Consider the following 21299-nt stretch of genomic DNA (forward strand, 5'->3'; position numbering starts at 1 on the left):
CAGCGGCTACAATTGCACATGGCTCACCCACGAGGCTCGCTCAGTTGCGGCTGGACCCCGATCCCCCAGCGGCTACAATCGGCGCGCTCGGCGGCGTAGCGCTCCACTGGTTGCGGCTGGACCCCGATCCCCCAGCGGCTACAATCATCGGGCCACCACACTGCGGGCAGGCGCCGTTGCGGCTGGACCCCGATCCCCCAGCGGCTACAATCCGCCATCACGGCGTCGTTGATCTCGAAATGTTGCGGCTGGACCCCGATCCCCCAGCGGCTACAATGGCGACCCGGCATGGCGCAACCCAGGACGAGTTGCGGCTGGACCCCGATCCCCCAGCGGCTACAATCGGCTAGGTAGATGCGCCAGATGCCGGTCAGTTGCGGCTGGACCCCGATCCCCCAGCGGCTACAATGCCGCACCACGCGCACCGTGCCGGCGAGCAGTTGCGGCTGGACCCCGATCCCCCAGCGGCTACAATTGTCCCTGACGCAGCTCGCTGTTGTCCACAGTTGCGGCTGGACCCCGATCCCCCAGCGGCTACAATGCCGCAGCCTGCGGTTCGTGCGCCTGCCGGGTTGCGGCTGGACCCCGATCCCCCAGCGGCTACAATCGTCGATCTCAACGGCCGCAAGGTCAAGGGGTTGCGGCTGGACCCCGATCCCCCAGCGGCTACAATATGTCGATCGGCTTCCCGTCGAAGGGGGCGGTTGCGGCTGGACCCCGATCCCCCAGCGGCTACAATTGATGCACGACGGCGAATACGTCGTGACGGTTGCGGCTGGACCCCGATCCCCCAGCGGCTACAATTGATTTACGCGGGATGGAGGGGCGCCGCGAGTTGCGGCTGGACCCCGATCCCCCAGCGGCTACAATTGCTTCTGGTCTAGGCCGCGTTCTCAGTCTGTTGCGGCTGGACCCCGATCCCCCAGCGGCTACAATGATGACCGCTTCAGCCTCGCATGGCGCCAGGTTGCGGCTGGACCCCGATCCCCCAGCGGCTACAATCGCCGCCGTCCGCGGTGCACAGACAGGTTCGTTGCGGCTGGACCCCGATCCCCCAGCGGCTACAATTGATGCGTTGACCGCCAGCATCCAAGCCGAGTTGCGGCTGGACCCCGATCCCCCAGCGGCTACAATACGTTCCCGGATAACGCGTTGAAATACATGCGTTATCCGGGGGTTTTCGTGCGCTCAACTCCGCAACTCCATTCACTAAAATAACTTAAACTGTTCATAAACCGCAGCAGGTTCATGCTTTGTCCGCGCTTCCAGGCACACCATCGTCTGATATTGCCGGTCGGTAAAGGTCAGGATTTGCACTTTTCCCCTTTTGGGAACATTCGTTCGGATGCGCCCGATTCGCGCCTCGACCTGCGGGGCGCCGGCGCAAAAGCGCAGATAGACGCTGAATTGCGACATCTCGAAACCTTCATCGAGCAGGAAGTTTCGAAATTTGGCTGCCGCTTTCTGGTCGGATTTCGTCACTGTGGGCAAATCAAACATCACCATCATCCACATCAGGCGATACGCGCTGAGTGCCATGCGCGCCCTCCTTGCGAGTGTGCGGGGAGACAAGATCTAGCGGCAGCGGCGACAGCGGCAGGTCCAGCACCTGACGCTCGCCCAACAGCAATTGCGCCAGCGAGGATGCCAACCGGAACAGGCAGGTCCCCAAGGGGGTGACGCCGGCTTCCGTCCTCAGATCCTGCACCAGAATGCCGGCCAACACGCGCTTGGTGTTCCGATCCACCTCCAGACGCCCATCGGCGGCGAGGCGATGGACCAGGATGTCGACTAGCGGCCGGAACGGCTCCAGCAGATCATCGACAAGGCACATGGGATTAGAGCGGTTGGAGTGCTTCAGCCCAAGCGTCGGATGGAGGCCGGCGGCGGCCACCGCCCGCGCCATACCACCCCGCAGGACGGCGTAGCCGTAGTTCAGCAGCCCGTTGATGCCCGGCTCGTCGCTGTCGCGCCGGAAATCCGGGCCGAACAGCAACGGCCAGTAGCGGCGCGCCGCCTGCGCCTCGATGTTCTCGGGATCACCTGATCGCAGGCGGCGCGCAAGCTCGACGAAAGCTCCGGCCGGTTGGCCCAGCGCCTCCAGCACCGCGCCCTGGTTGCGCACCTTGGCCCGTGCGATGGCCTGCCAGAGCCGGCTCCTGAAGGCGTCGGTGATCTCCGCCTGCGCACGCATCCGCTGGGCCTGGGCATGATGCCCGTCGACCGGCCACAGGATCGCCGCCGGGCTGAAATTGCGCCCGCACAGGACGACAGCGCATTCCCGCTCCAGCAAGGCCAGCAGTAGGTTGTTGGAATAGGTCAGCCCATGCGCGGTGCCGATCAGAACGGCGATGTCATCCAGGGGCACCCGGCCGATTTCGTCGCCGCGAGTCGAGACGACCATGAACCCCCGGTCGAGCGACAGGTGCCGCCCGTCCTCCGCCACTTCGATGACGATCCCCGCCGCGCTTGCCATCGTTCACTCCATCGGGCCCTTGTCGTGGACATAGCCGAGCAGATCGACACCGGCAGGGCGCGCCTGTCCCTTGCGCAGCGCATCCGGGGAAAAGGTCCGGTACTTGAAGGGATCGCCCGGATCGGCATCGCGCTCCTTCAGGTTTCCAGCTTCGTGATGGGGCGCCAGCACGATCCGCCCTTCCGAAAACTTGACGACCCGCATGATCTGGCGGTCAGGGGCGATGCCCAGCGCCAGCAGATCGCCCTTGAACAGCCTGAACAGCGGCGTGCCTGCATCGCCCGCCACCCGCCGGGCCGCCCAGTCCAGGAAGGGACGGCCATCCTCGGCCCGCGCCGCACCGGTTTCCGCCACCCACGCCCGGTGAAGCTGGTACGCCTCGTGGGTGCTGACGATCCGGCCGGTCCAGCGCCCGCGCCCGTCGCGCAGGATCTCGTACCAGGCGTTGCTGTCGCCCTTGTAGAGCTTGAACATCGTTCCGGCGGGGTCGCGGACCGGGACGGGACTGCCCAGCTTGTCGAGCATCCGCACGCGGCGCACGGTCCCATTCGTCCATTCAAACCGGCTCATCGCCTCGGCGAAGCTGCGGCCCTGCGCGGCCTGCTCCGCGACATGGGCCTCCAGCGCCGCCGCCAGCTTGCGGTCGCGGATGTTTGGAAGATCCTTGGCGGTCAGGCCGGCCAGCGGTTTGCGCGTTACCACCAGATGGGTGCCGTCCGGCTGGACGCCGACCGGACCGTAGGCGGTGTCGTTGTGCATGCGGGCCTGCCAGCCATGCTCCGCCTTATGGGAGACGACGATGCCGCGCACCTTGTCGCGCACCTGATCGCCGAACGACGCGCCGCCCAACCCGTCGAACGGATCGGGGAGGCCATCGAACAGGCGCTCCAGTTCGTTGACCTCCGCCCGCTCCGCTGCCTTGGCCACCAATTGGACCAGCCGCTGGTCGATGACGCCCAGCACCGCGGCGTCGATGGCGTGATGCCGGTGGTCGCCCCGGTTCTTGAGGTTCGAGTCCGACAGGATCTTGTTCAGCCCCCAGCGCGCCCGCAGCATCGCCGTCAGCCGGCCGGGCGCCACCCGGACCTTTTCCAGTGGCACGATGCTGCCGAGATACTGCCGGGCGATGCGTGACAAATGCCGGGTTTCGACGAGCTGGCGGGCCAGGAAACCTTTCTCGCCGTCGAAGCGCTCCATCGCGTCGGGCAGGAAGCGCCAGCGCTTATTCCGGGGCAGCAGCGCCGCCCGCTCCGCGATGGCGTCCCAGTCGTAGCCGTCCACCGGAACGGCGCCGAACGCCTCCCAGGGCGAACGGTTGCGCTTGAACCGGTTGGCGGCGCGCGCGCAGACGATCTTGTTGTCGGCGCCGTCGCTGAGCGTCTTGCTGAAGGGGAGGATGTGATCAATGTCCACGTCGCCTCGCAGCAGGCGCGTCAAGCTGATGACCTCCCCCGTGTAGACGCACACGCGGGCCAAGCCATGCTGGGGCAACTCCTCCCACAGCCGCATGCGCAGAAGCGATTCGGCCTTCACCTCGACGCCAAGTTCCTGCAGTTGCCGGACTCGCTCCTCGTTCTTGCGCTGGTTCTGCGCCTGATCGCGCTGGGTCCGGTCGCGTTCGTCGCGGCTCTGCTTCAGGTCGCGGGCCAGTTCGACGACGATCTCCTCCGGCTTGCCCCAGCGCTCGATGATCTTGTTGACCAGCTTGCGCAGCTCGTTCAGGCCGATGTGGACGGTCGGGTTGGGAAAGCGCCCGAGTCGCAACTCCGGGGGATCATCCAGTTCGCCGGTGCCGAAGGCGATGAAGCGCTCCAGCGGCTCGCCGTAATACGGCAAGGCGTCGAGCAGCCTGTCCGGCCGGAAGTCGGAATGGTGGAGGCCCAGCGCCTCGACGGCCTCGCTGTAGTTCAGATGGCGGTCGCGCATCAGCGGGACGACCTCCTCCAGTGCCTTCTCGCTGAGGCGGCAATAGCCCTCGGGCAGGCCCGGCCGTTCCGCCGTAAGGGTGGCGACTTCCCAGCTCAGGCCGAGTTCGGACACCAGCCAAGCGGCCAGTTCCCCCTCGTCCTCGGTGTCGAGCAGGCGGCCGACGATGTCGCGCTGGCGGTCCGGCGGCAGATCGTGCCACGCAGCGCCGATGCGCCGCCTCTTACCCTTCTCGGCCGATAGGGCATCGGCGACGGCGTCGCCCTTCAGGCGGTCGCGCTTGCCGTCCTCCAGGTTGATCGCCACGTCGGACGGCAGCTTCAGATCCTTGGCCAGCGCCTTGAATGTCAGATCGCCCTTGCGGCAAAGCCGTTCGAACAGGCTGGCGCTCTGGTCGCGCGTCAGGCCCCAGGGGATTTCGCCCGGCCGGTTGAAGCGCAGGTTGGCGAGTTCCGTCAGGATGCGGAACTGCTGGGCGATGGGCAGCGCCCAGGGTGCGCGCTCCTCCGCCGGGAAGAGAGTGCATTTGCCGGGCCGAACCGGGCGCAGAGGGCGCTGGTAGAAGATGATCGCCTCGATTCGGTCCCACTGCGCTGGCGACAGATCCGGATGGTGCGGAGCTTGTGCGGCACGGATCGCCTGAAACTCCTCATGGACCAGGGCGCGGTCGGGATAGAAGCCGTAGAATGCCTTGGCGCCGCTGCCGGACAGCCGCGCCCGCACCGGCTGGCGCTTCGCATGCCGCGCCGCGAGCCACGCCCCCAAGGTTTCCGCTCCACTCTCCTGAAGCTGAGCCTTCAGGGCGGAGACGCCGGTCTTGACCTTGCCGGCCTCCGCTTCGTCGCCAGCGGCCTTGCGATTGCTCTTGAAGCCGCGCCGCTGGTTCAAGTGGAACAGGGCACGGCCGAGTTCCGGCGCTGGCAGAGGTTCCGCCACGGCGTGCGCCCGTAGCGTATAGGGATCGGTGTGTTCCAGGGCCTTGCGGGCATCCTCTTCCGCCGGCATCAGGCCACCGGCGATCAGCGCGGTCATCAGCGCCGACCGCCGCCGCAGATAGCGGTCACGCCGCCGTCGCATCGAGCGCGCCAGCCGGCGGTCTGCGGCCAAGGACTCCTGGGATTTAGGATCGCGCCCGTCGGGGAAGATCCGCACGCCCATCCGCCGCACCGCGCAGGGCCGCCCGTCACCGTTCAGGTCGAGCAGGCAGAAGCCGATGCTGTTGGTGCCGAGATCCAGGGAGAGGCGGTAGCGAAGACGCTCGGACATGCTGGATTTCCTCCAAGGCACGATAAGATGGAAAAGTTGTTCGCCTTGGCGAAGAAATTACCATGATACTTCCGTTTTAAACGTACATTCTCGAATGATCGACACAGGCTTGACGTGCAGTCAGTTCCATGAAATTCTGAGAGTGGAATGACAATCACCTTGCTTAGCCGCTGGGGGATCGGGGTCCTTCCGTTAACACGTCGCGGAGGGTTTACCTCCGACGGCACAAGATGTGCGGCGGGCTTCGGCCCGCCGCGTTTCTTAAGATTGGGTCGTGGGTGATAGAAATAGCGCCACCTCAGTCGTGTCCTGCGCGACGCTCCCATTGAGGATTGCGCTGGGCGGTCCGGCGAATCGCTCGGCCTATAGGTAGGCCAGCAAATGGTCATCGTACTTAGCCGGCACGTTGTCGCTCAGTGCCAATCGGCGAGAGGCACAACTGATTTCTCCCAGATCGCTTTAGCGCGGGCCAGGAGCGGCGCCGCCTCGTCCACCCGCCCTTGCTCCTCATACAGCATGCCGAGATTGTGGAGGCTTATCGCCGTATCAGGATGATCGGGACCGAGCGTCGTTTCCCGAATCGCCAAGGCGCGAGCCAGGAGCGGCACCGCCTCGTCCAGTCGCCCCTGCTGCCGGAACAACCCAGCGAGATTGTTGAGGCCGGCGGCGGTGTTGGAATGGTCAGGGCCTAACTTCGCAATCCAGATTGCCAGGGCGCGGGTGATGAGTTGAGCCGCCTCGTCCAAATGGTCCTGACGAGCGTGAAGCATTCCTAGATTGTTGAGGCTGGTGGCAGTATCTAGATGGTCGGGTCCTAGCTTCGTCTCTCGGATCACTACAGCGCGGGTGAGAAGCGGTGCCGCCTCATCCAACCGGCCCTGTTCCAGGTACAGCGTGCCGAGACCGTCAAGTACGACGGCGGTGCTGGGATGGTTAGGGTCTTTCGCATCCCAGATCGCCAGGGCGCGGACGAGGAGCGGGGCTGCCACGCCCCGCTGGCGCTGGGATCGGTACAGTATGCCGAGACTGTAGAGGCTGGTGGCAGTGTCGGAATGGTCGGGGCCGAGCACCATCTCACGGATCGTCAGAGCGCGGGCCAGGAGCGGCGCCGCATCGTCCAGTTGGCCCTGTTCATAGTACAGCGTGCCTAGATTGTTGAGGCTGGTGGCGGTGTCGGGATGGTCGGGGCCGAGCGCTTTCTCGCGGATCACTACAGCGCGGGCGAGAAGCGGTGCCGCCTCATCCAGCCGGCCGTGTTCTAGGTACAGCGAGCCTAGACTATCGAGGCTGGCGGCAGTGCTGGAATGGTCAGGGCCTAGCTTCGCATCCCGGATCACCACAGCGCGGGCGAGAAGCGGTACCGCCTCATCCCGCTGGCCCTTGGCTCGGTATACCCCGGCGAGACTCATAAGGCTGGTAGCAGTGTTAGGATGGTCGGGGCCGAGCACCTTCTCACGGATCGTCAGAGCGCGGGCCAGGAGCGGCGCCGCATCGTCCAGTTGGCCCTGTTCATAGTACAGCGTGCCTAGATTGTTGAGGCTGGTGGCGGTGTCGGGATGGTCGGGGCCGAGCGCTTTCTCTCGGATCTTCAGGGCGCGGACGAAGAGCGCAGCTGCCTCGTCCAACTTGCGCTGGTCACGGTACAGCCCGGCAAGATTGTTGAGACCGAGGGCAATCTCGTTATGGTCGGAGCCGAAAAATTTCTCGCGGATCTTCAGGGCGCGGGCCATGAGCGGAACGGCCTCGTCCAACTGCTCCAGGTCACGGTACAGCGTAGCAAGATTGTTGAGGCCGTTGGCGGTGTCGGGATGGTCGGGGCCGAGCGCTTTCTCGCGGATCTTCAGGACGCGGGCTAAGAGCGGAACCGCCTCGTCCAGCCGGCCCAGGTCACGATACAGCCCGGCGAGATTGTTGAGGCCGAGGGCGGTTAGGAGATGGTCGGGGCCGAGCACATTCTCTCTGATCTTCAGGGAGCGGGTGAAGAGCGAGCAAGACGCCACGTAGGCGCCAAGCGCTACTTGCCAGTGGGACGCAACACGTCCCAAGAGGTCGCTCACTGCCAACTCCACGTGCTCAGGAAGCCCTGCCTCGGCGTCAAGCAGAGGCATGACCAATCCGTCCAGTCGCCGCGCCCGCTGCCACGTTTCCGGGTCGCTGTACAAGTTAGTCGGGTATACCGTGTGTAGAGCCCGGATCAGCCCGCCACGCATCTTATCGTGGGCATCGGCCGTTGTTCGCGCCGCTGCGACTTCCCTTACAAGCCGATGCACCAGGACCGTTTCCGTCGTCACGGCCGGTGTGCGCTCGTCCGCGATTGTCTCGCGTCTCACCAATGCCAGGGACCGAAGCGCCGCTATTGCTTCGTCGAGCCCATCGCCGTCGAGCAGCGCATCCAAGGGCGATCCAAGGCTCGAAAACCCTTCCCGCAGCAGGAACAACGGGATCGGCTCCGGTGCCAGCAGAGCGAGATGTCCGATCAGCGACTCGGCCGCTGGATTCAGGATGGCGGCGGCCTCGATAGCCAGAGCGAAGGTCGCCGCCACTGTCCGGCCTTCGTGGTACTCCGCCGGGGCATCGCGAGGATCACCAAGCATGGCCACCGACCGGGCGGCGAAGCGCTGGTGATATTCCGCCAAGGCGATCTCCAGCCGCTCACAATAGGCGGCGGCCTGCTCATGGGCCAACGGCAGGCCGCCCAGCGCGTCCGACAATGCCTCGGCCGCCGTTCGCTCCCCTGTTCGGCCGGTGCGAGCGATCAGATAATCCGCGCCAACGGTAACAGGCCAGACGGTAATCTCGACCGGCTCGGCCACCCTCCGCCAATCCGGAGCATTGGAGGTGATGAGAACCCGCGCGGCTCCGCCGCGTGGCAGATACGGGGACAACTGCCGGTCGTTAAGGGCGTTGTCGTAGATCAGCAGTAGGCCGTCGCCCTCGTCCCGCACCCGGTCCAAGACCATAGCCACAGCCCGTTCCTCCTCCAGCTCGGAATCGACCCAGGCGAGTCGCAGCCCCAGCGCGACTAGATCAGCGCGCAAGCCCGGCTCCGTCCCGGCCCGAATCCACCATATGGCGCGGTGGTCGGTCCGGTGCCGCTCGGCATAGGCCGCCGCAAGCGTCGTCTTGCCCACGCCGCGCAGACCGTGCAGCGCCGTAATGGCCACCCGTCCCGCATTGCGTCCGAATGCCGCTTGGAGGGCAGCCAGGGCGTCGTCGCGGCCCAAGAAATGGGCTGGCTCGCGGATCGGCACGTTGGTGATCGCAGCACGGTTGCGGCCCTCTCCACCGAGCCCCTCGACGATCACCCGGACTGACGCTTCCGAAGCGCATTGTTTCGCAGGCTGCAGGGCGCCTCTGGAATGCATGATGGTCAGGATCTCATCGACCTTGGTTTCCGTCTGTCCGGCGCGCTCCTCGATGCGATACACCGCCATGGCGGCAGCTCCGCTTAGCCGGTTCAGTGCGTCCAGCTGGGAGAGCATTGCCGAAAGCCCGCTGTCGACGCTTTCCAGCGCCGCCAGGGTCTGTTCGACGAGCGTTCCGGTCAGGGACTGCGTTGCCGTATGGAACGCCGTGGTCGCCTGTGGATACTTTTTCGGATCCTTGAGCGTCTCGGCGAAGGAGGCGAAGACCAAATCGCCGAAGGAGCGTCGGTCACCACCACCCGTTTGCGCCAAGCCTTCGGCGGCGATGCGGACGAAGATAGGCGGCACTTCTGCGGGATTGCCCCCGGCAACCAAGTCGCCAAGGGTGCCGACAAAGCCAGCCGTGACCGCTCGCGCTCCATCGTCATGCTCTCCCATAGCGGCGGAAACCACCTCCGCCGCTCCCCGCACCACTAGTGGAAGATGAGCGTCAATCGCGCTCGTGCCGGGTGCCGATCGGCGATCAAAGGTGGCATCGCGGATGGCGCGCAACTGGTTGATTGCCAATCTGTGGAAGCGGTCGATGTCGGCACGCTGGACTTCAGTCCACTCCGGCGACTTGGCCGCCTTACGGCCGGCATTCAGGATGTGCTCAGCGGCTTCGATCCAGGCGACGCGCAGGACCCGAACCAAGTCGTGGTTGTCGGCGATGACTGCGAAGGGGTTGAGGTCTTGAAGCCGCTCTAGCGCCTGCTTCTTCCGATGTTCCGGAATCAATGCGAGAGTGGCTTTTGGCAAGGTGCCGAGAACGAAATCAAAAAACTTTTCCGTGAAAAGCACTGCCATCTCTCGTCTTTATCGTGGAAAATCTGCACCAACACCTTACACCGCGCGTGTTGATGTGAAAAGAAGATGAATGAGGAGCCGTCACAACGTGGAAAGCTGTATTCAAAATTGTTCCGATTGACGTTTGTTCACTTATAACTGACTGCAGCTGCGCTGAAAAATCCCAGCGTCCTAACAAGCATCAAAACACACCGCTGGTTCCCTATCCCTATAGAGTCACGGCGGACGCTCTTGACGACGTGAGCTTTGCCACCGAACCGAGCGTCCTTGAAGGCCGCCCTCAGTACCCTCGCAAGCGAAGTGCTGCCCGTCCGGCCAGCCACAACCCATCCAGAGCAGCCTGCCGGTCCACCACGTCCATACCAGCCATCCTGGGTGTCGCCAGCACCGGAGCGCCGAGGCTGTTACCTACTTGTTACCTAGAAACGCGAAACGACCCCTCTCGGGGTCGTTCTTGATCGCTAAGCATTTGATTAGGCTGGTGGGCGATGAGGGTTTCGAACCCCCGACCCTCTCGGTGTAAACGAGATGCTCTACCGCTGAGCTAATCGCCCGCGCCGCATCGTTGTCCAAACATTTCATCCGGACAACGCAAAGCCGGCCAGCTCGTGCCGACCGGCGCGCACTATGCCCGGATTGCCCCAACCGTTCAAGCCGTCATCACTTCAGGCCGTCCTTCAGCGTCTTGCCCGGCTTGAACTTCGGTTGCTTCGACGCGGGAATGGCGATTTTCTCGCCGGTGCGCGGATTGCGGCCCTCGCTGGCGGCGCGTTCGGACACAGCGAACGTGCCGAAACCGATCAGACGAACCTCCTCCCCGTTTTTCAGCGAGTCGGCAATGCCGTCAAAAACGGCATCAACCGCCTTGGTCGCTTCAGTTTTGGACAAACCCACAGCATCGGCGACATGCGCCACCAGATCATTCTTATTCACTTACTCCCCCTTCTCAATCCGGCGAAGAAAATGGAAGAAAAGCCGCCCAGTGACTTCGCGCATTGAAACGATAAACGCGACATCGCCCGCCCGTCAATTGCAGACGGGCGGGCGATGCGAAGCGTGGTGGAGCGTTAAGAGTGCTTTAAACGCCGGGCTCGATCAGTGCCGCAGCACCTCGCCGCCGCCGTCGGGCTGCGGCTTGGCGACTGCCGGCTCGACCGCCTCGGGCTCCTTCCATTCGATGGGCTCAAGCTCCCGAACCAGGGCGTGCTTCAAGACATCGTCGACCGTGCTGACCGGGATGATCTCCAGGCCGCGCTTCACGTTGTCCGGAATGTCGGCGAGATCCTTCTCGTTGTCCTTCGGGATCAGCACATGCTTCAGCCCACCGCGCAGAGCGGCCAGCAGCTTCTCCTTCAGGCCGCCGATGGGCAGCACCCGGCCGCGCAGGGTGATCTCGCCGGTCATCGCCACGTCCTTGCGGACCGCGATGCCGGTCAGCACCGACACGATCGAGGTGATCATCGCCACGCCAGCCGACGGGCCGTCCTTCGGGGTGGCGCCTTCGGGAACGTGGACGTGGATGTCCCGCTTCTCGAAGAGCGTCGGCTTGATGCCGAAGGCGGTGGCCCGCGACTTGACGTAGCTTTCCGCCGCCTGGACCGACTCCTTCATGACGTCGCCCAGCTTGCCGGTGGTCGTCACCCGCCCCTTGCCGGGAAGGCTGACCGCCTCGATGGACAGCAGTTCGCCGCCGACTTCCGTCCAGGCCAGGCCGGTGGTGACGCCAACCAGATCCTCCAGCTCCGCCTCGCCGAAGTGGAAGCGGCGGACACCGGCGTATTTGTCCAGGTTCCGCCGGGTGACGGAGACCTTGGCGCCGGCGGAGCCCTTCATCAGGATCTCCTTCACGGCCTTGCGGCAGAGATTGGCGATCTCGCGCTCCAGACTGCGGACGCCGGCCTCCCGCGTGTAATAGCGGATCAGGTCGCGCAGCGCGTCGTCGGAGATGGCGAACTCGCCCTTCTTCAGACCGTTGGCCTCCACCTGCTTCTCGATCAGGTGGCGCTTGGAGATCTCGACCTTCTCATCCTCGGTGTAGCCGGCGACGCGGATGATCTCCATACGGTCCAGCAGCGGCTGCGGCATGCGCATCGTGTTGGCCGTGCAGACGAACATGACGTCCGACAGGTCGTAGTCGACCTCGAGGTAATGGTCGTTGAAGGTGCCGTTCTGCTCCGGATCGAGGACCTCCAGCAGGGCCGACGACGGATCGCCGCGCCAATCGGCGCCGAGCTTGTCGATCTCGTCCAGCAGGAACAGCGGGTTGGACGACTTCGCCTTCTTCATGCCCTGGATGACCTTGCCGGGCATCGAGCCGATGTAGGTGCGCCGGTGACCACGGACCTCGGCCTCGTCCCGCACGCCGCCCAGCGACATGCGCACGAAGTTGCGGCCGGTGGACTTGGCGATCGACTTGCCGAGCGAGGTCTTGCCGACGCCGGGCGGCCCGACGAGGCAGAGGATCGGCCCCTTCACCTTGTTCATGCGGTTCTGGACCGCGAGATACTCGAGGATGCGCTCCTTGACCTTCTCCAGGCCGTAATGGTCGGCGTCGAGGATCTTCTGGGCGAGCTTCAGATCTTTCTTCACCTTGGTGCGCTTCTTCCACGGAATGGACAGCATCCAGTCCAGGTAATTGCGCACGACCGTCGCCTCGGCCGACATCGGGCTCATCGAGCGCAGCTTCTTCAGCTCGGCCAGGGCCTTGTCGCGGGCTTCCTTGGAGAAGCGGGTCTTGTTGATCTTCTCTTCCAGCTCGGCCGATTCGTCGCGGCCGTCCTCGGTCTCGCCGAGTTCCTTCTGGATCGCCTTGAGCTGTTCGTTGAGGTAGTACTCGCGCTGGGTCTTCTCCATCTGCCGCTTGACGCGGTTGCGGATGCGCTTTTCCACCTGGAGAACGCCGATCTCGCCTTCCATGAAGGCATAGACCCGCTCCAGCCGCTCCGACACCGTGGCGCATTCCAGAAGCTGCTGCTTTTCCGGGATCTTCAGCGCGAGGTGGGAAGCCACCGTGTCCGCCAGCTTGCCCGGTTCCTCGATCTGGTTGATCGAGACGAGGACCTCCGGCGGGATCTTCTTGTTCAGCTTGATGTACTGCTCGAACTGCGAGACGACCGCGCGTCCAAGCGCCTCAAGCTCCTGGCTTTCCCCGACCTTCTCCTCGACGAGGTCGGCATGGGCCTGGAAGAAATCCTCGTTCTCGGCGAACTTGGTGATGGACGCGCGCTGGCCGCCCTCCACGAGCACCTTCACCGTTCCGTCGGGCAGCTTCAGCAGCTGCAACACGGTCCCAACGGTGCCGACGCTGTAGATATCGGCCGGCGTCGGGTCGTCCTGCGCGGCGTTCTTCTGGGTGACGAGAAGGATCTGCTTGTCGTCCTTCATCACGTCTTCCAGGGCGCGCACGGATTTCTCGCGGCCGACGAAAAGAGGCACGATCATGTGGGGGAAAACCACAATATCGCGGAGCGGCAGGACCGGATAGAGGGCACCACGAGGGATTTCGAACATTGATTGGGCCTCTTTCATTGGGACGCCGTCAGCCCGGGATGGGCCTGGGAAGAACCCCGCCTCGGGGTATGAGCACAGGGATCGAAAACCGGCACTTTTTCTAACGTGGCACAGCCATAGCCCCCCTTCAAGGGCCAGAACCCCAATTCCGTATGGCGGTGCGGTATGCCGGTCCGAGCCGCCCCACAGCCTGCCGGGACGCTTGAAGTTTGCAAAAGCCGAAAACGACGAAGGGCGCCCGAAGCGCCCTTCCCCGTAGCCAATGCTGATCAACCGCGACGAACTCAGGCGCCCGGCGCCTGTTGCTCCCCGCGGCGTTCGGCGTGGACGTAAAGCGGTTTGGCACGCCCTTCGACCACTTCCTTGTTGACCAGGATGCTTTCCACTCCCGACAGCCCCGGCAGATCGAACATCGGGTCGAGCAGGATCGACTCCATGATCGAACGCAGGCCGCGCGCGCCGGTCTTCCGCTGGATCGCCTTGTGGGCGATGTTGCGCAGGGCGTCGTCGGAGAACTCCAGGCGGACGTCCTCCATCTCAAACAGGCGCTGGTACTGCTTGACCAGGGCGTTCTTCGGCTTGGTGAGGATCTCGACCAAAGCCGCCTCGTCGAGGTCGGCCAGGGTCGCGACCACCGGCAGACGGCCGATGAACTCCGGGATCAGGCCGAACTTCAGCAGATCCTCGGGCTCGACCTCGCGCAGGATGTCACCGGTCGAGCGCTCGTCCGGGCCGCGGACGTCGGCGCCGAAGCCGATCGAGGTGCCCTTGCCGCGCTGCGCGATGATCTTGTCCAGCCCGGCGAAGGCGCCGCCGCAAATGAACAGGATGTTGCTGGTGTCGACCTGCAGGAACTCCTGCTGCGGGTGCTTGCGGCCACCCTGCGGAGGCACGGAGGCGACGGTGCCCTCCATGATCTTCAGCAGGGCCTGCTGCACGCCCTCGCCCGACACGTCGCGCGTGATCGACGGGTTGTCGGACTTGCGGCTGATCTTGTCGACCTCGTCGATGTAGACGATGCCGCGCTGCGCCCGCTCGACGTTGTAGTCGGCGGCCTGAAGCAGCTTGAGGATGATGTTCTCGACGTCCTCACCGACATAGCCCGCCTCGGTCAGGGTCGTGGCGTCGGCCATCGTGAAGGGAACGTCGATGATCCGGGCGAGCGTCTGGGCGAGCAGCGTCTTGCCGCAGCCCGTGGGGCCAACCAGCAGGATGTTGGACTTCGCCAGTTCGACGTCGTTGTGCTTCGTGCCGTGCGCCAACCGCTTGTAATGGTTGTGCACCGCAACAGAAAGGACCCGTTTCGCGTGATGCTGGCCGATCACGTAATCGTCCAGTACCGCATGGATGTCGCGCGGGGTCGGCACGCCGTCGCGGGACTTCACGAGGGTCGTCTTGTTCTCCTCGCGAATGATGTCCATGCACAGCTCGACGCATTCATCGCAGATGAACACCGTCGGACCGGCAATCAGCTTGCGGACCTCGTGCTGGCTCTTGCCGCAAAAGGAGCAGTAGAGCGTGTTCTTCGAATCGCCGCTGCTGGACTTGCTCATCGGTACTCCGTCATCTCGCGGGGGACTGATCCGTATAACCTGTCAACCGCCTGCGGCGTCCCCCGACGCCGGTCCTTTCAAAGGTTGTCCCGGGGAAGGCCCGAGACAAGGTTAACGCATCCGCTCATCCTTCGAACCCGATCCATCGGACCGGTTCCCCATCATTCAACAACAGGGAACCGGCGCAATCAATCATTAGTTCGCGCGCCCCGTCAGGCGGCGCTGCCGTCGCCGATCGAGCCAGGGCGCTTTTCGACCACCTCGTCGATCAGCCCGAAGGCCTTGGCCTCTTCCGGCGACATGAACTTGTCGCGCTCCATGGCCGCCTCGATGGTGTCGAGCGACTGGCCGGTGTGCTTGACGTAGATGTCGTTGAGGCGCGAGCGCAGCTTCAGGATCTCCTGGGCCTGGATCTCGATGTCCGAGGCCTGACCCTGGGCGCCGCCCGACGGCTGGTGGATCATGATCCGGCTGTTCGGCAGCGAGAAGCGCTTGCCCGGCGCGCCGGCGGCGAGCAGGAGCGAGCCCATCGAGGCCGCCTGCCCCATGCACACCGTCGACACCTGCGGACGGATGTACTGCATGGTGTCGTAGATGGCGAGGCCGGCCGAGACGTAGCCGCCCGGCGAGTTGATGTAGAGCGCGATGTCCTTGCTCGGGTTTTCCGATTCCAGGAACAGCAGCTGCGAGCAGATCAGGCTGGCGACGGCGTCGTTCACGCCACCGATCAAGAAGATGATCCGCTCCTTCAGCAGGCGCGAGTAAATATCGTACGCTCGTTCGCCCCGGTTGGTCTGCTCGATGACCATCGGGACCAGAGCATTCATCTTCGGTTCGAAGTCGTACATGGTGGTCTTCCCTGCTCCCGCAGCTCGGTTAGTCGTCTGAGCAGTCTACATATAGGAATGGAAAGGGGCGACCGGTAGGCCGCCCCTCAACCTTTCTGACGATCAGGCCGCCTCGGCCTCCTCGTCGGGGTCCTTCATCAGCTCTTCGGCGGACACCGGCTTCTCGCTCACCTTGGCCTGGTCCAGGATGTAGTCGACGACCTTGTCCTCGAAGATCGGGGCGCGGAGGTTCTCCAGCGCTTCCCGGTTCTGCTTGAAGAACTCGAACACCTGACGCTCCTGGCCGGGGAAGCGGCGGGCTTCCGCGATCAGGGCGCGGTTGATCTCGTCCTGGGTCACCTGGATGTCGTTGCGGCGGCCGATTTCCGACAGCAGCAGGCCCAGGCGCACGCGGCGCTCGGCGATGCCGCGGTACTCGGTCTTCAGCTCCTCCTCCGGCTTGCCGGCGTCCTCACCGGCGGTGCCGTTCTTCAGCTCCTGCTGAAGGCGCTGCCAGATGCCCTCGAACTCGACGTCCACCATGCCCGGCGGGACCTCGAACGAGTGGGCCTCGGCCAGCTTGTCGAGGAGCTGGCGCTTGACGCGCAGGCGCGACACGTTGGCGTACTCGCCCTTGATGCGGTCGCCGACGGCCTCGCGCAGCTTCTCCAGGCTCTCCATGCCGAACTCCTTGGCGAGGTCGTCGTTGACCTCGGCCGGGACGTTCTTGCGGAGTTCCTTGACGTCCACCTCGAACACGGTGTCCGCGCCCTTCAGGCGGTCGTGCGGGTAGTCGGCCGGGAAGGTGACCTTCACCGTGCGGTGCTCGCCGGCCTTGGCGCCGATCAGCTGGTCCTCGAAGCCCGGAACGAACTGGTTGGCGCCCAGCTCCAGCGGGTAGTCCTTGCCGTCCATGCCCGGCAGAGCCTCGCCATCGACCGAACCGGCGAAGTCGATCACGGCGATGTCGCCCTTCTCGGCCGCGCGGTCCTCGGTGACCGGGGCCTGCACCGAATGGGCGGAGGCCAGACGGGTCAGAGCCTCGTCGACGGCCGAGTCCTCGACCGTGGCGACCGGCTTCTCAAGCTCCAGGCCGCTGAGGTCGCCCGGCTCGATGTCCGGCAGAAGCTCGACGCCCATGGTGTAGGACAGGTCGCCGCCGTCCTCGTACTTCTCGACGTTGATCTTCGGCTGCATGGCGATGCGCAGGCCGCGCTCGTTCAGCGCCTGGCGCGAGCTGTCGGCGATCGCATCCTCCAGAGCCTCGGCCAGAACGCTGCCGCCGTAGCGCTGCTTGATCACGGCAACCGGCACCTTGCCCGGACGGAAGCCGGGGAGCTGCACCGTCCGGCGCAGCTCTTCGAGCCGGCCCTGCACCTTCTGTTCGATATCCTGGGCGGAAATGACGACCTTGTACTCGCGCTTCAGGCCGTCGGCGCTGGTCTCGGTGATGTTCATCGGAACGAAAGCCTATCTCGTTGTCCGGCCCGGCGGCGCCCGTCCGGGCGGCCCGAAACCGTGTGTTCCCATGCGGTCCAAGCTGTTGCCATGGTGCGGGCGAAGGGACTCGAACCCCCACGACCGAAGTCACCGGAACCTAAATCCGGCGCGTCTACCAGTTCCGCCACGCCCGCAATGGCATAGACAGCCCGCGACGGGTGCGGAACACCCGACGGACTGCCGGCGAAGTCCGCTCTATAGCACAGGGTTCGCGCCGCAAACAGGCAAAATGGGCGCCGTTCCGCACGCCATTGGTGGGTGGCCCGGGGCGGGCGGCGGCAAAGGGCGGACCGGCTCATGCGCCCCCCCTGCCCAACGACCGGATCGCCGAGGAGGCGTTGACCTTGCCCTCCCCCCGGTAAGCCTCGTGGTTGGCGTCGATTTCGCCCAGCTTGTAGCGGTAGTTGATCATCATGCCGCAGGACTGCCGCAGCCCCTTGGGCGACCGGTCGCCCAGCCAATTCAGCCGCTCCATGCGGGCGCCGTTGCTGAGGTGGAAGTGCGCGACGGGGTCGAGCGCCCGCGCCGGCGCCGTGTCCGGCCGTTCGCTGCGACGGTCCGACGCGCGCGCCGTCGTCAGGTAATGCGCGCACAGCCGCATCAACGGGCCGCGAAGCTGCTTCTGTAGCTCATCGTGCCCGTGCCAGGAGGGCAGAGCCAGGGCGGCCGCCAGCACCGGGCGTTCGTCCGGATCGCCCTCCCCACCCGATTCGCGGCCATCCGCTTCCGGGCCATCCGGAAGGGTGGTCATGGCCTCCGCGATGCGCTCCGCCTCGGGCGGGCTGAGCAGCGAATCGCCGCGCTCGGCCAGTTCCCGGTCCAGCCAGCGGCGGAAGCCGGGAATCGGCGACAGGGTGGCGAAGCACTTGATGTTGGGGAACTCCCCGGTCAGGCCGTCCACCACCCGTTTGATCAGGAAATTGCCGAAACTGATCCCCGCCAAGCCCACCTGGGCGTTGGAAATGGAATAGAAGATGGCGCTGTCCGCGCTTTTCGGGTCGCAGACCGGGGCGGAGGGGTCGAGCAGCGCCTGAACGTTGTCCGACATGCCCTGGACCAGCGCGACCTCGACGAAGATCAGCGGCTCGTTCGGCATGCGCGGGTGGAAAAAGGCGAAGCAGCGTCGGTCGGAATCGAGACGGTCCTTCAAATCCCGCCAACCGCTGATCTCATGCACCGCCTCGTATTTGATGAGCTTTTCCAGGAGCGAGGCCGGGCTGTCCCAGGTGATGCGGCGCATCTCCAGGAAGCCGACGTCGAACCAGTTGCGCAGCAGGCTTTTAAGATCGTCCTCCAGCGCCTGGAGCAGCGGCTCGCCGCGCGCCATCTCCATCAGCTCGGCGCGCAGGTCCACCAGGAACTTCACCCCTTCCGGCAGGCCGTTGAACTGGGTCAGCAGCCGCAGCCGCGGCGGCTCCAGCGCGCGGCGCAGGGCGCGCTCGGCATGGCCGCGCGACACGGGGTCGCCGGCCGTCTGGAAGGTCGCCATCGCCCGATCGACGGCGGCGCGGTCCACGTCGAAGTCGCGCGCCAGCATCATCAGGAAATTGCGCCGCCCCTGCCCGTCCAGCGCCAGATAGGTGCGGCCGAGTTGCGCCGCCCGCGCCCGCGCCGACACCTCGCCGCCGCGGCCCTCGAGGCAGGCTTCGATCTGTTCCTTCAGCCGCTCCGCGTCCTCCTTGGGCAGATTGGCGCGCGGTGCCGCGCCGACCACACCGCGGGCGGAGGCAGCGATCTCGCGCCACCCGGCGCGCAGCGTGTCCAGGGTGCGGTCGAGCAGGCCCGGCGGCGCTCCCACCCCTGTGTTGGGCAGCCGGGTCGGAACGGGCTCGGCGGATTTGATCTCGGGCGTCTCGCTCATACCAAGAGTCTGGCGTGCGCGCACGCTCTCGGCAAGCCATAGCTTGAGCCCGGCCTTAAGAGTAAGCCCCCCTGTCCAGGCGTATGTATGCCCGCGGCGTCCCGCCTCAGCGCGCCCCTGCCTTCAACCGCTTCAGCACCCCCGGCAAGGCATCCGGCAGGTCCTCGGCGATCAGACCCGGCCCGAACGCGTTCGCCGCCTCGCCGTGCAGCCAGACCGCGGCGCAGGCGGCGTCGAATGCGTCCATCCCCTGAGCGATCAGCCCGAGCGCGAAGCCCGCCAGCACGTCTCCCGACCCGGCGGTCGCCAGATCGGCCGGAGCGTTGGCGTTGACGACGGCCCGTCCGTCCGGCGCCGCGACCACCGTGTCTGCGCCCTTCAAAAGGACGACGGCGCCGCAGCGCGCCGCCGCGGCGCGGGCGCGCGTCAGTTTGCCGCCCTCCGCCGCCGCAAGATCCGGGAAAATCCGCGCGAATTCGCCCTCGTGCGGGGTCAGCAGGCAACGTTCGTTCAATCGGCCGAGCAGGTCGGCGGGCGAATCGGCGAAGCTGGTCAGCGCATCGGCGTCCAGCACGCACGCCTTTCCGGCACCCAGAGCGGCGAGCACATGGCCCCGCGTGTCCGCCCCAATGCCGGCGCCCGGCCCCAGCAGCACCGCGTTCTTGCGGAAGTCCGCCAGCAGAGCCTCGAAGGCGGCGCCATCCGCCACATCGGTCACGATCAGGCTGGGCGAGCCGGCGGCGTAGATGGGCCTCAAGTCGGGCGGGCAAGCCACCGTCACCAGCCCCGCCCCGGCGCGCAGCGCCCCACGCGCCGACAACCGTGCCGCGCCGGTCATTCGCGCCCCGCCGAGCACGACGGCGTGCCCCCGCGCATACTTGTGCGCGTCGAGCCGCGGCCAGGGATAGCGGCGGCGCCACAGGTCGGGGCCGTTCACCAGGGCTTGCGGCGCAATGGCGTCCAGCACGGAGTCGGGGATGCCGATGTCGGCCACCACCACCTCGCCGCACAGGGCGCGGCCCGGCAGCAGCAGATGTCCGGGCTTGCGCCGGAAGAAGGTGACGGTCAGCGCCGCCTGCGGGGCCGCCCCCATCACCTGGCCGCTGTCGCCGTGCAGGCCGCTCGGCACGTCGACCGCGACGACGGTGCGCCCCGCCATCGCCTCGACCACCTCCTTCGCCATGCCGTCGAGCGGGCGGGCCAGCCCGGCCCCGAACAGCGCGTCGATGACCAGGGGGTTGCCCTCCAGAAGCCAGGGGTCGGCGGCCTCCACCGGCCCGGTCCAGCGCCCGGCCGCCACCGCCGCGTCGCCGCGCAGGGCGGAGCGCGATCCCAGCAGGGCCAGCCGAACCGGCCAGCCCGCCTCGAGAAGAAGGCGGGCGATGACGAATCCGTCGCCGCCGTTGTTGCCCGGTCCGCACAGGACGACGGTCGGATGCGGTGCCCAGCGCTCGCAAACCGCGCGCACCACCGCGGCTCCCGCCGCCTCCATCAGCACAGGCCCCGGCACGCCACCCGCCATGGTCAGCGCGTCGGCGCGGTACATTTCCGCCACGGAAAGCAGTTCGTCCATCGCCTCCACCCGCCGCAATCCCGCATCACCGTCATCCGACACAATAAGCGCCGATGCGGCCCCAGCAAAGCCGGGCACAGGGGGAATGGAAGGAGAGGCCTGTCTGGCACGGGAATTGGAATGAAGGACTGGGGCGATGGATGGGACTCGAACCCACGACCGCTCGGACCACAACCGAGAGCTCTACCAACTGAGCTACCACCGCCACCGGGGGACGGAATGAACCGTCCGCAAACACCCCACCCGCCGCTCCGACCGATGCAACACCAGCGTGAACTGTTCACGCGGCAAGCGCATCCTCCGTCAGGAGGGACTGGGGCGATGGATGGGACTCGAACCCACGACCGCTCGGACCACAACCGAGAGCTCTACCAACTGAGCTACCACCGCCACCGGGGTCGCCTATTTGCCCCAAGGGACGGGTCGGGTCAAGCTCTATTTTCCACCGCATTCATCAATCTGAAAAGCGGGCCCTACCCCCTCCGAAAGGGTGTGGCTGCGCGGATTGCTTGCAGGTTGTGCACAAATATTGTTCACTTCGCCTCATCCGTTGGCAGCCGCGTGCCGTCCCCGGTGGCATCGGCCCGGTGCGGCCC

The 21299-nt window shown here is 65.6% G+C and carries 11 protein-coding genes, 4 tRNA genes and 1 CRISPR repeat array (1 of these 16 running past the window's edge); all 15 genes read right to left on the bottom strand.

What is annotated here, in order from left to right; genetic code table 11:
• Nucleotides 1-1134: direct repeats of the CRISPR family, unit length 36 nt; unit sequence GTTGCGGCTGGACCCCGATCCCCCAGCGGCTACAAT (it extends 1078 nt beyond the left edge of the window).
• A 75-nt stretch (nt 1135-1209) separates the two neighbouring features.
• Nucleotides 1210-1539 carry a CRISPR-associated endonuclease Cas2 gene (cas2, locus tag H0B54_RS25545; RefSeq protein WP_188262667.1) on the bottom strand — a complete coding sequence of 110 codons (330 nt, stop codon included), beginning with the start codon at nt 1537-1539 and terminating at the stop codon, nt 1210-1212.
• Nucleotides 1493-2476, bottom strand: a complete 984-nt coding sequence (cas1, locus tag H0B54_RS25550; protein WP_188262668.1) for a type II CRISPR-associated endonuclease Cas1 — start codon at nt 2474-2476, stop codon at nt 1493-1495. Before cas1 ends, cas2 begins: the two co-directional genes overlap by 47 nt.
• A 3-nt stretch (nt 2477-2479) precedes the next feature.
• Entirely contained in the window at nt 2480-5668 is a 3189-nt protein-coding gene (gene cas9, locus H0B54_RS25555) for a type II CRISPR RNA-guided endonuclease Cas9 (RefSeq protein ID WP_188262669.1), read from the bottom strand.
• Nucleotides 5669-6081: 413 nt separating this feature from the next.
• Nucleotides 6082-9879, bottom strand: a complete 3798-nt coding sequence (gene fxsT, locus H0B54_RS25560; RefSeq protein ID WP_188262670.1) for an FxSxx-COOH system tetratricopeptide repeat protein — start codon at nt 9877-9879, stop codon at nt 6082-6084.
• A gap of 479 nt (nt 9880-10358) precedes the next feature.
• Nucleotides 10359-10433 (bottom strand) — tRNA-Val (locus H0B54_RS25565).
• Between the two features lie 106 nt (nt 10434-10539).
• Complete coding sequence (locus H0B54_RS25570) at nt 10540-10812, bottom strand: HU family DNA-binding protein (RefSeq protein ID WP_094306025.1); 273 nt, start codon at nt 10810-10812, stop codon at nt 10540-10542.
• Between the two features lie 162 nt (nt 10813-10974).
• Entirely contained in the window at nt 10975-13389 is a 2415-nt protein-coding gene (lon, locus tag H0B54_RS25575; protein ID WP_137140372.1) for an endopeptidase La, read from the bottom strand.
• Between the two features lie 284 nt (nt 13390-13673).
• A complete protein-coding gene (gene clpX, locus H0B54_RS25580) occupies nt 13674-14942 on the bottom strand; it encodes an ATP-dependent Clp protease ATP-binding subunit ClpX (protein WP_094306027.1) in 1269 nt (422 codons plus the stop codon).
• A 212-nt stretch (nt 14943-15154) separates the two neighbouring features.
• On the bottom strand, nt 15155-15790 hold the full coding sequence (gene clpP / locus H0B54_RS25585; RefSeq protein WP_109071948.1) for an ATP-dependent Clp endopeptidase proteolytic subunit ClpP: 636 nt from the start codon (nt 15788-15790) through the stop codon (nt 15155-15157).
• Between the two features lie 102 nt (nt 15791-15892).
• Nucleotides 15893-17227 (bottom strand): trigger factor, encoded by a 1335-nt coding sequence (gene tig, locus H0B54_RS25590; protein WP_014240112.1) that lies wholly within the window; start codon nt 17225-17227, stop codon nt 15893-15895.
• A 91-nt stretch (nt 17228-17318) separates the two neighbouring features.
• Nucleotides 17319-17403: transfer RNA gene (locus H0B54_RS25595), tRNA-Leu, on the bottom strand.
• A 161-nt stretch (nt 17404-17564) separates the two neighbouring features.
• On the bottom strand, nt 17565-19130 hold the full coding sequence (locus tag H0B54_RS25600; protein WP_188262671.1) for a malonyl-CoA decarboxylase: 1566 nt from the start codon (nt 19128-19130) through the stop codon (nt 17565-17567).
• A 106-nt stretch (nt 19131-19236) separates the two neighbouring features.
• Nucleotides 19237-20703, bottom strand: coding sequence for an NAD(P)H-hydrate dehydratase (locus H0B54_RS25605; protein ID WP_188262672.1), 1467 nt, complete (start codon nt 20701-20703; stop codon nt 19237-19239).
• Nucleotides 20704-20832: 129 nt separating this feature from the next.
• Nucleotides 20833-20908, bottom strand: a tRNA-His gene (locus H0B54_RS25610).
• A gap of 109 nt (nt 20909-21017) precedes the next feature.
• Nucleotides 21018-21093 (bottom strand) — tRNA-His (locus H0B54_RS25615).
• Nucleotides 21094-21299: the final 206 nt, after the last annotated feature.

Source organism: Azospirillum tabaci, from assembly GCF_014596085.1.
Classification (GTDB): Bacteria; Pseudomonadota; Alphaproteobacteria; order Azospirillales; family Azospirillaceae; genus Azospirillum; species Azospirillum tabaci.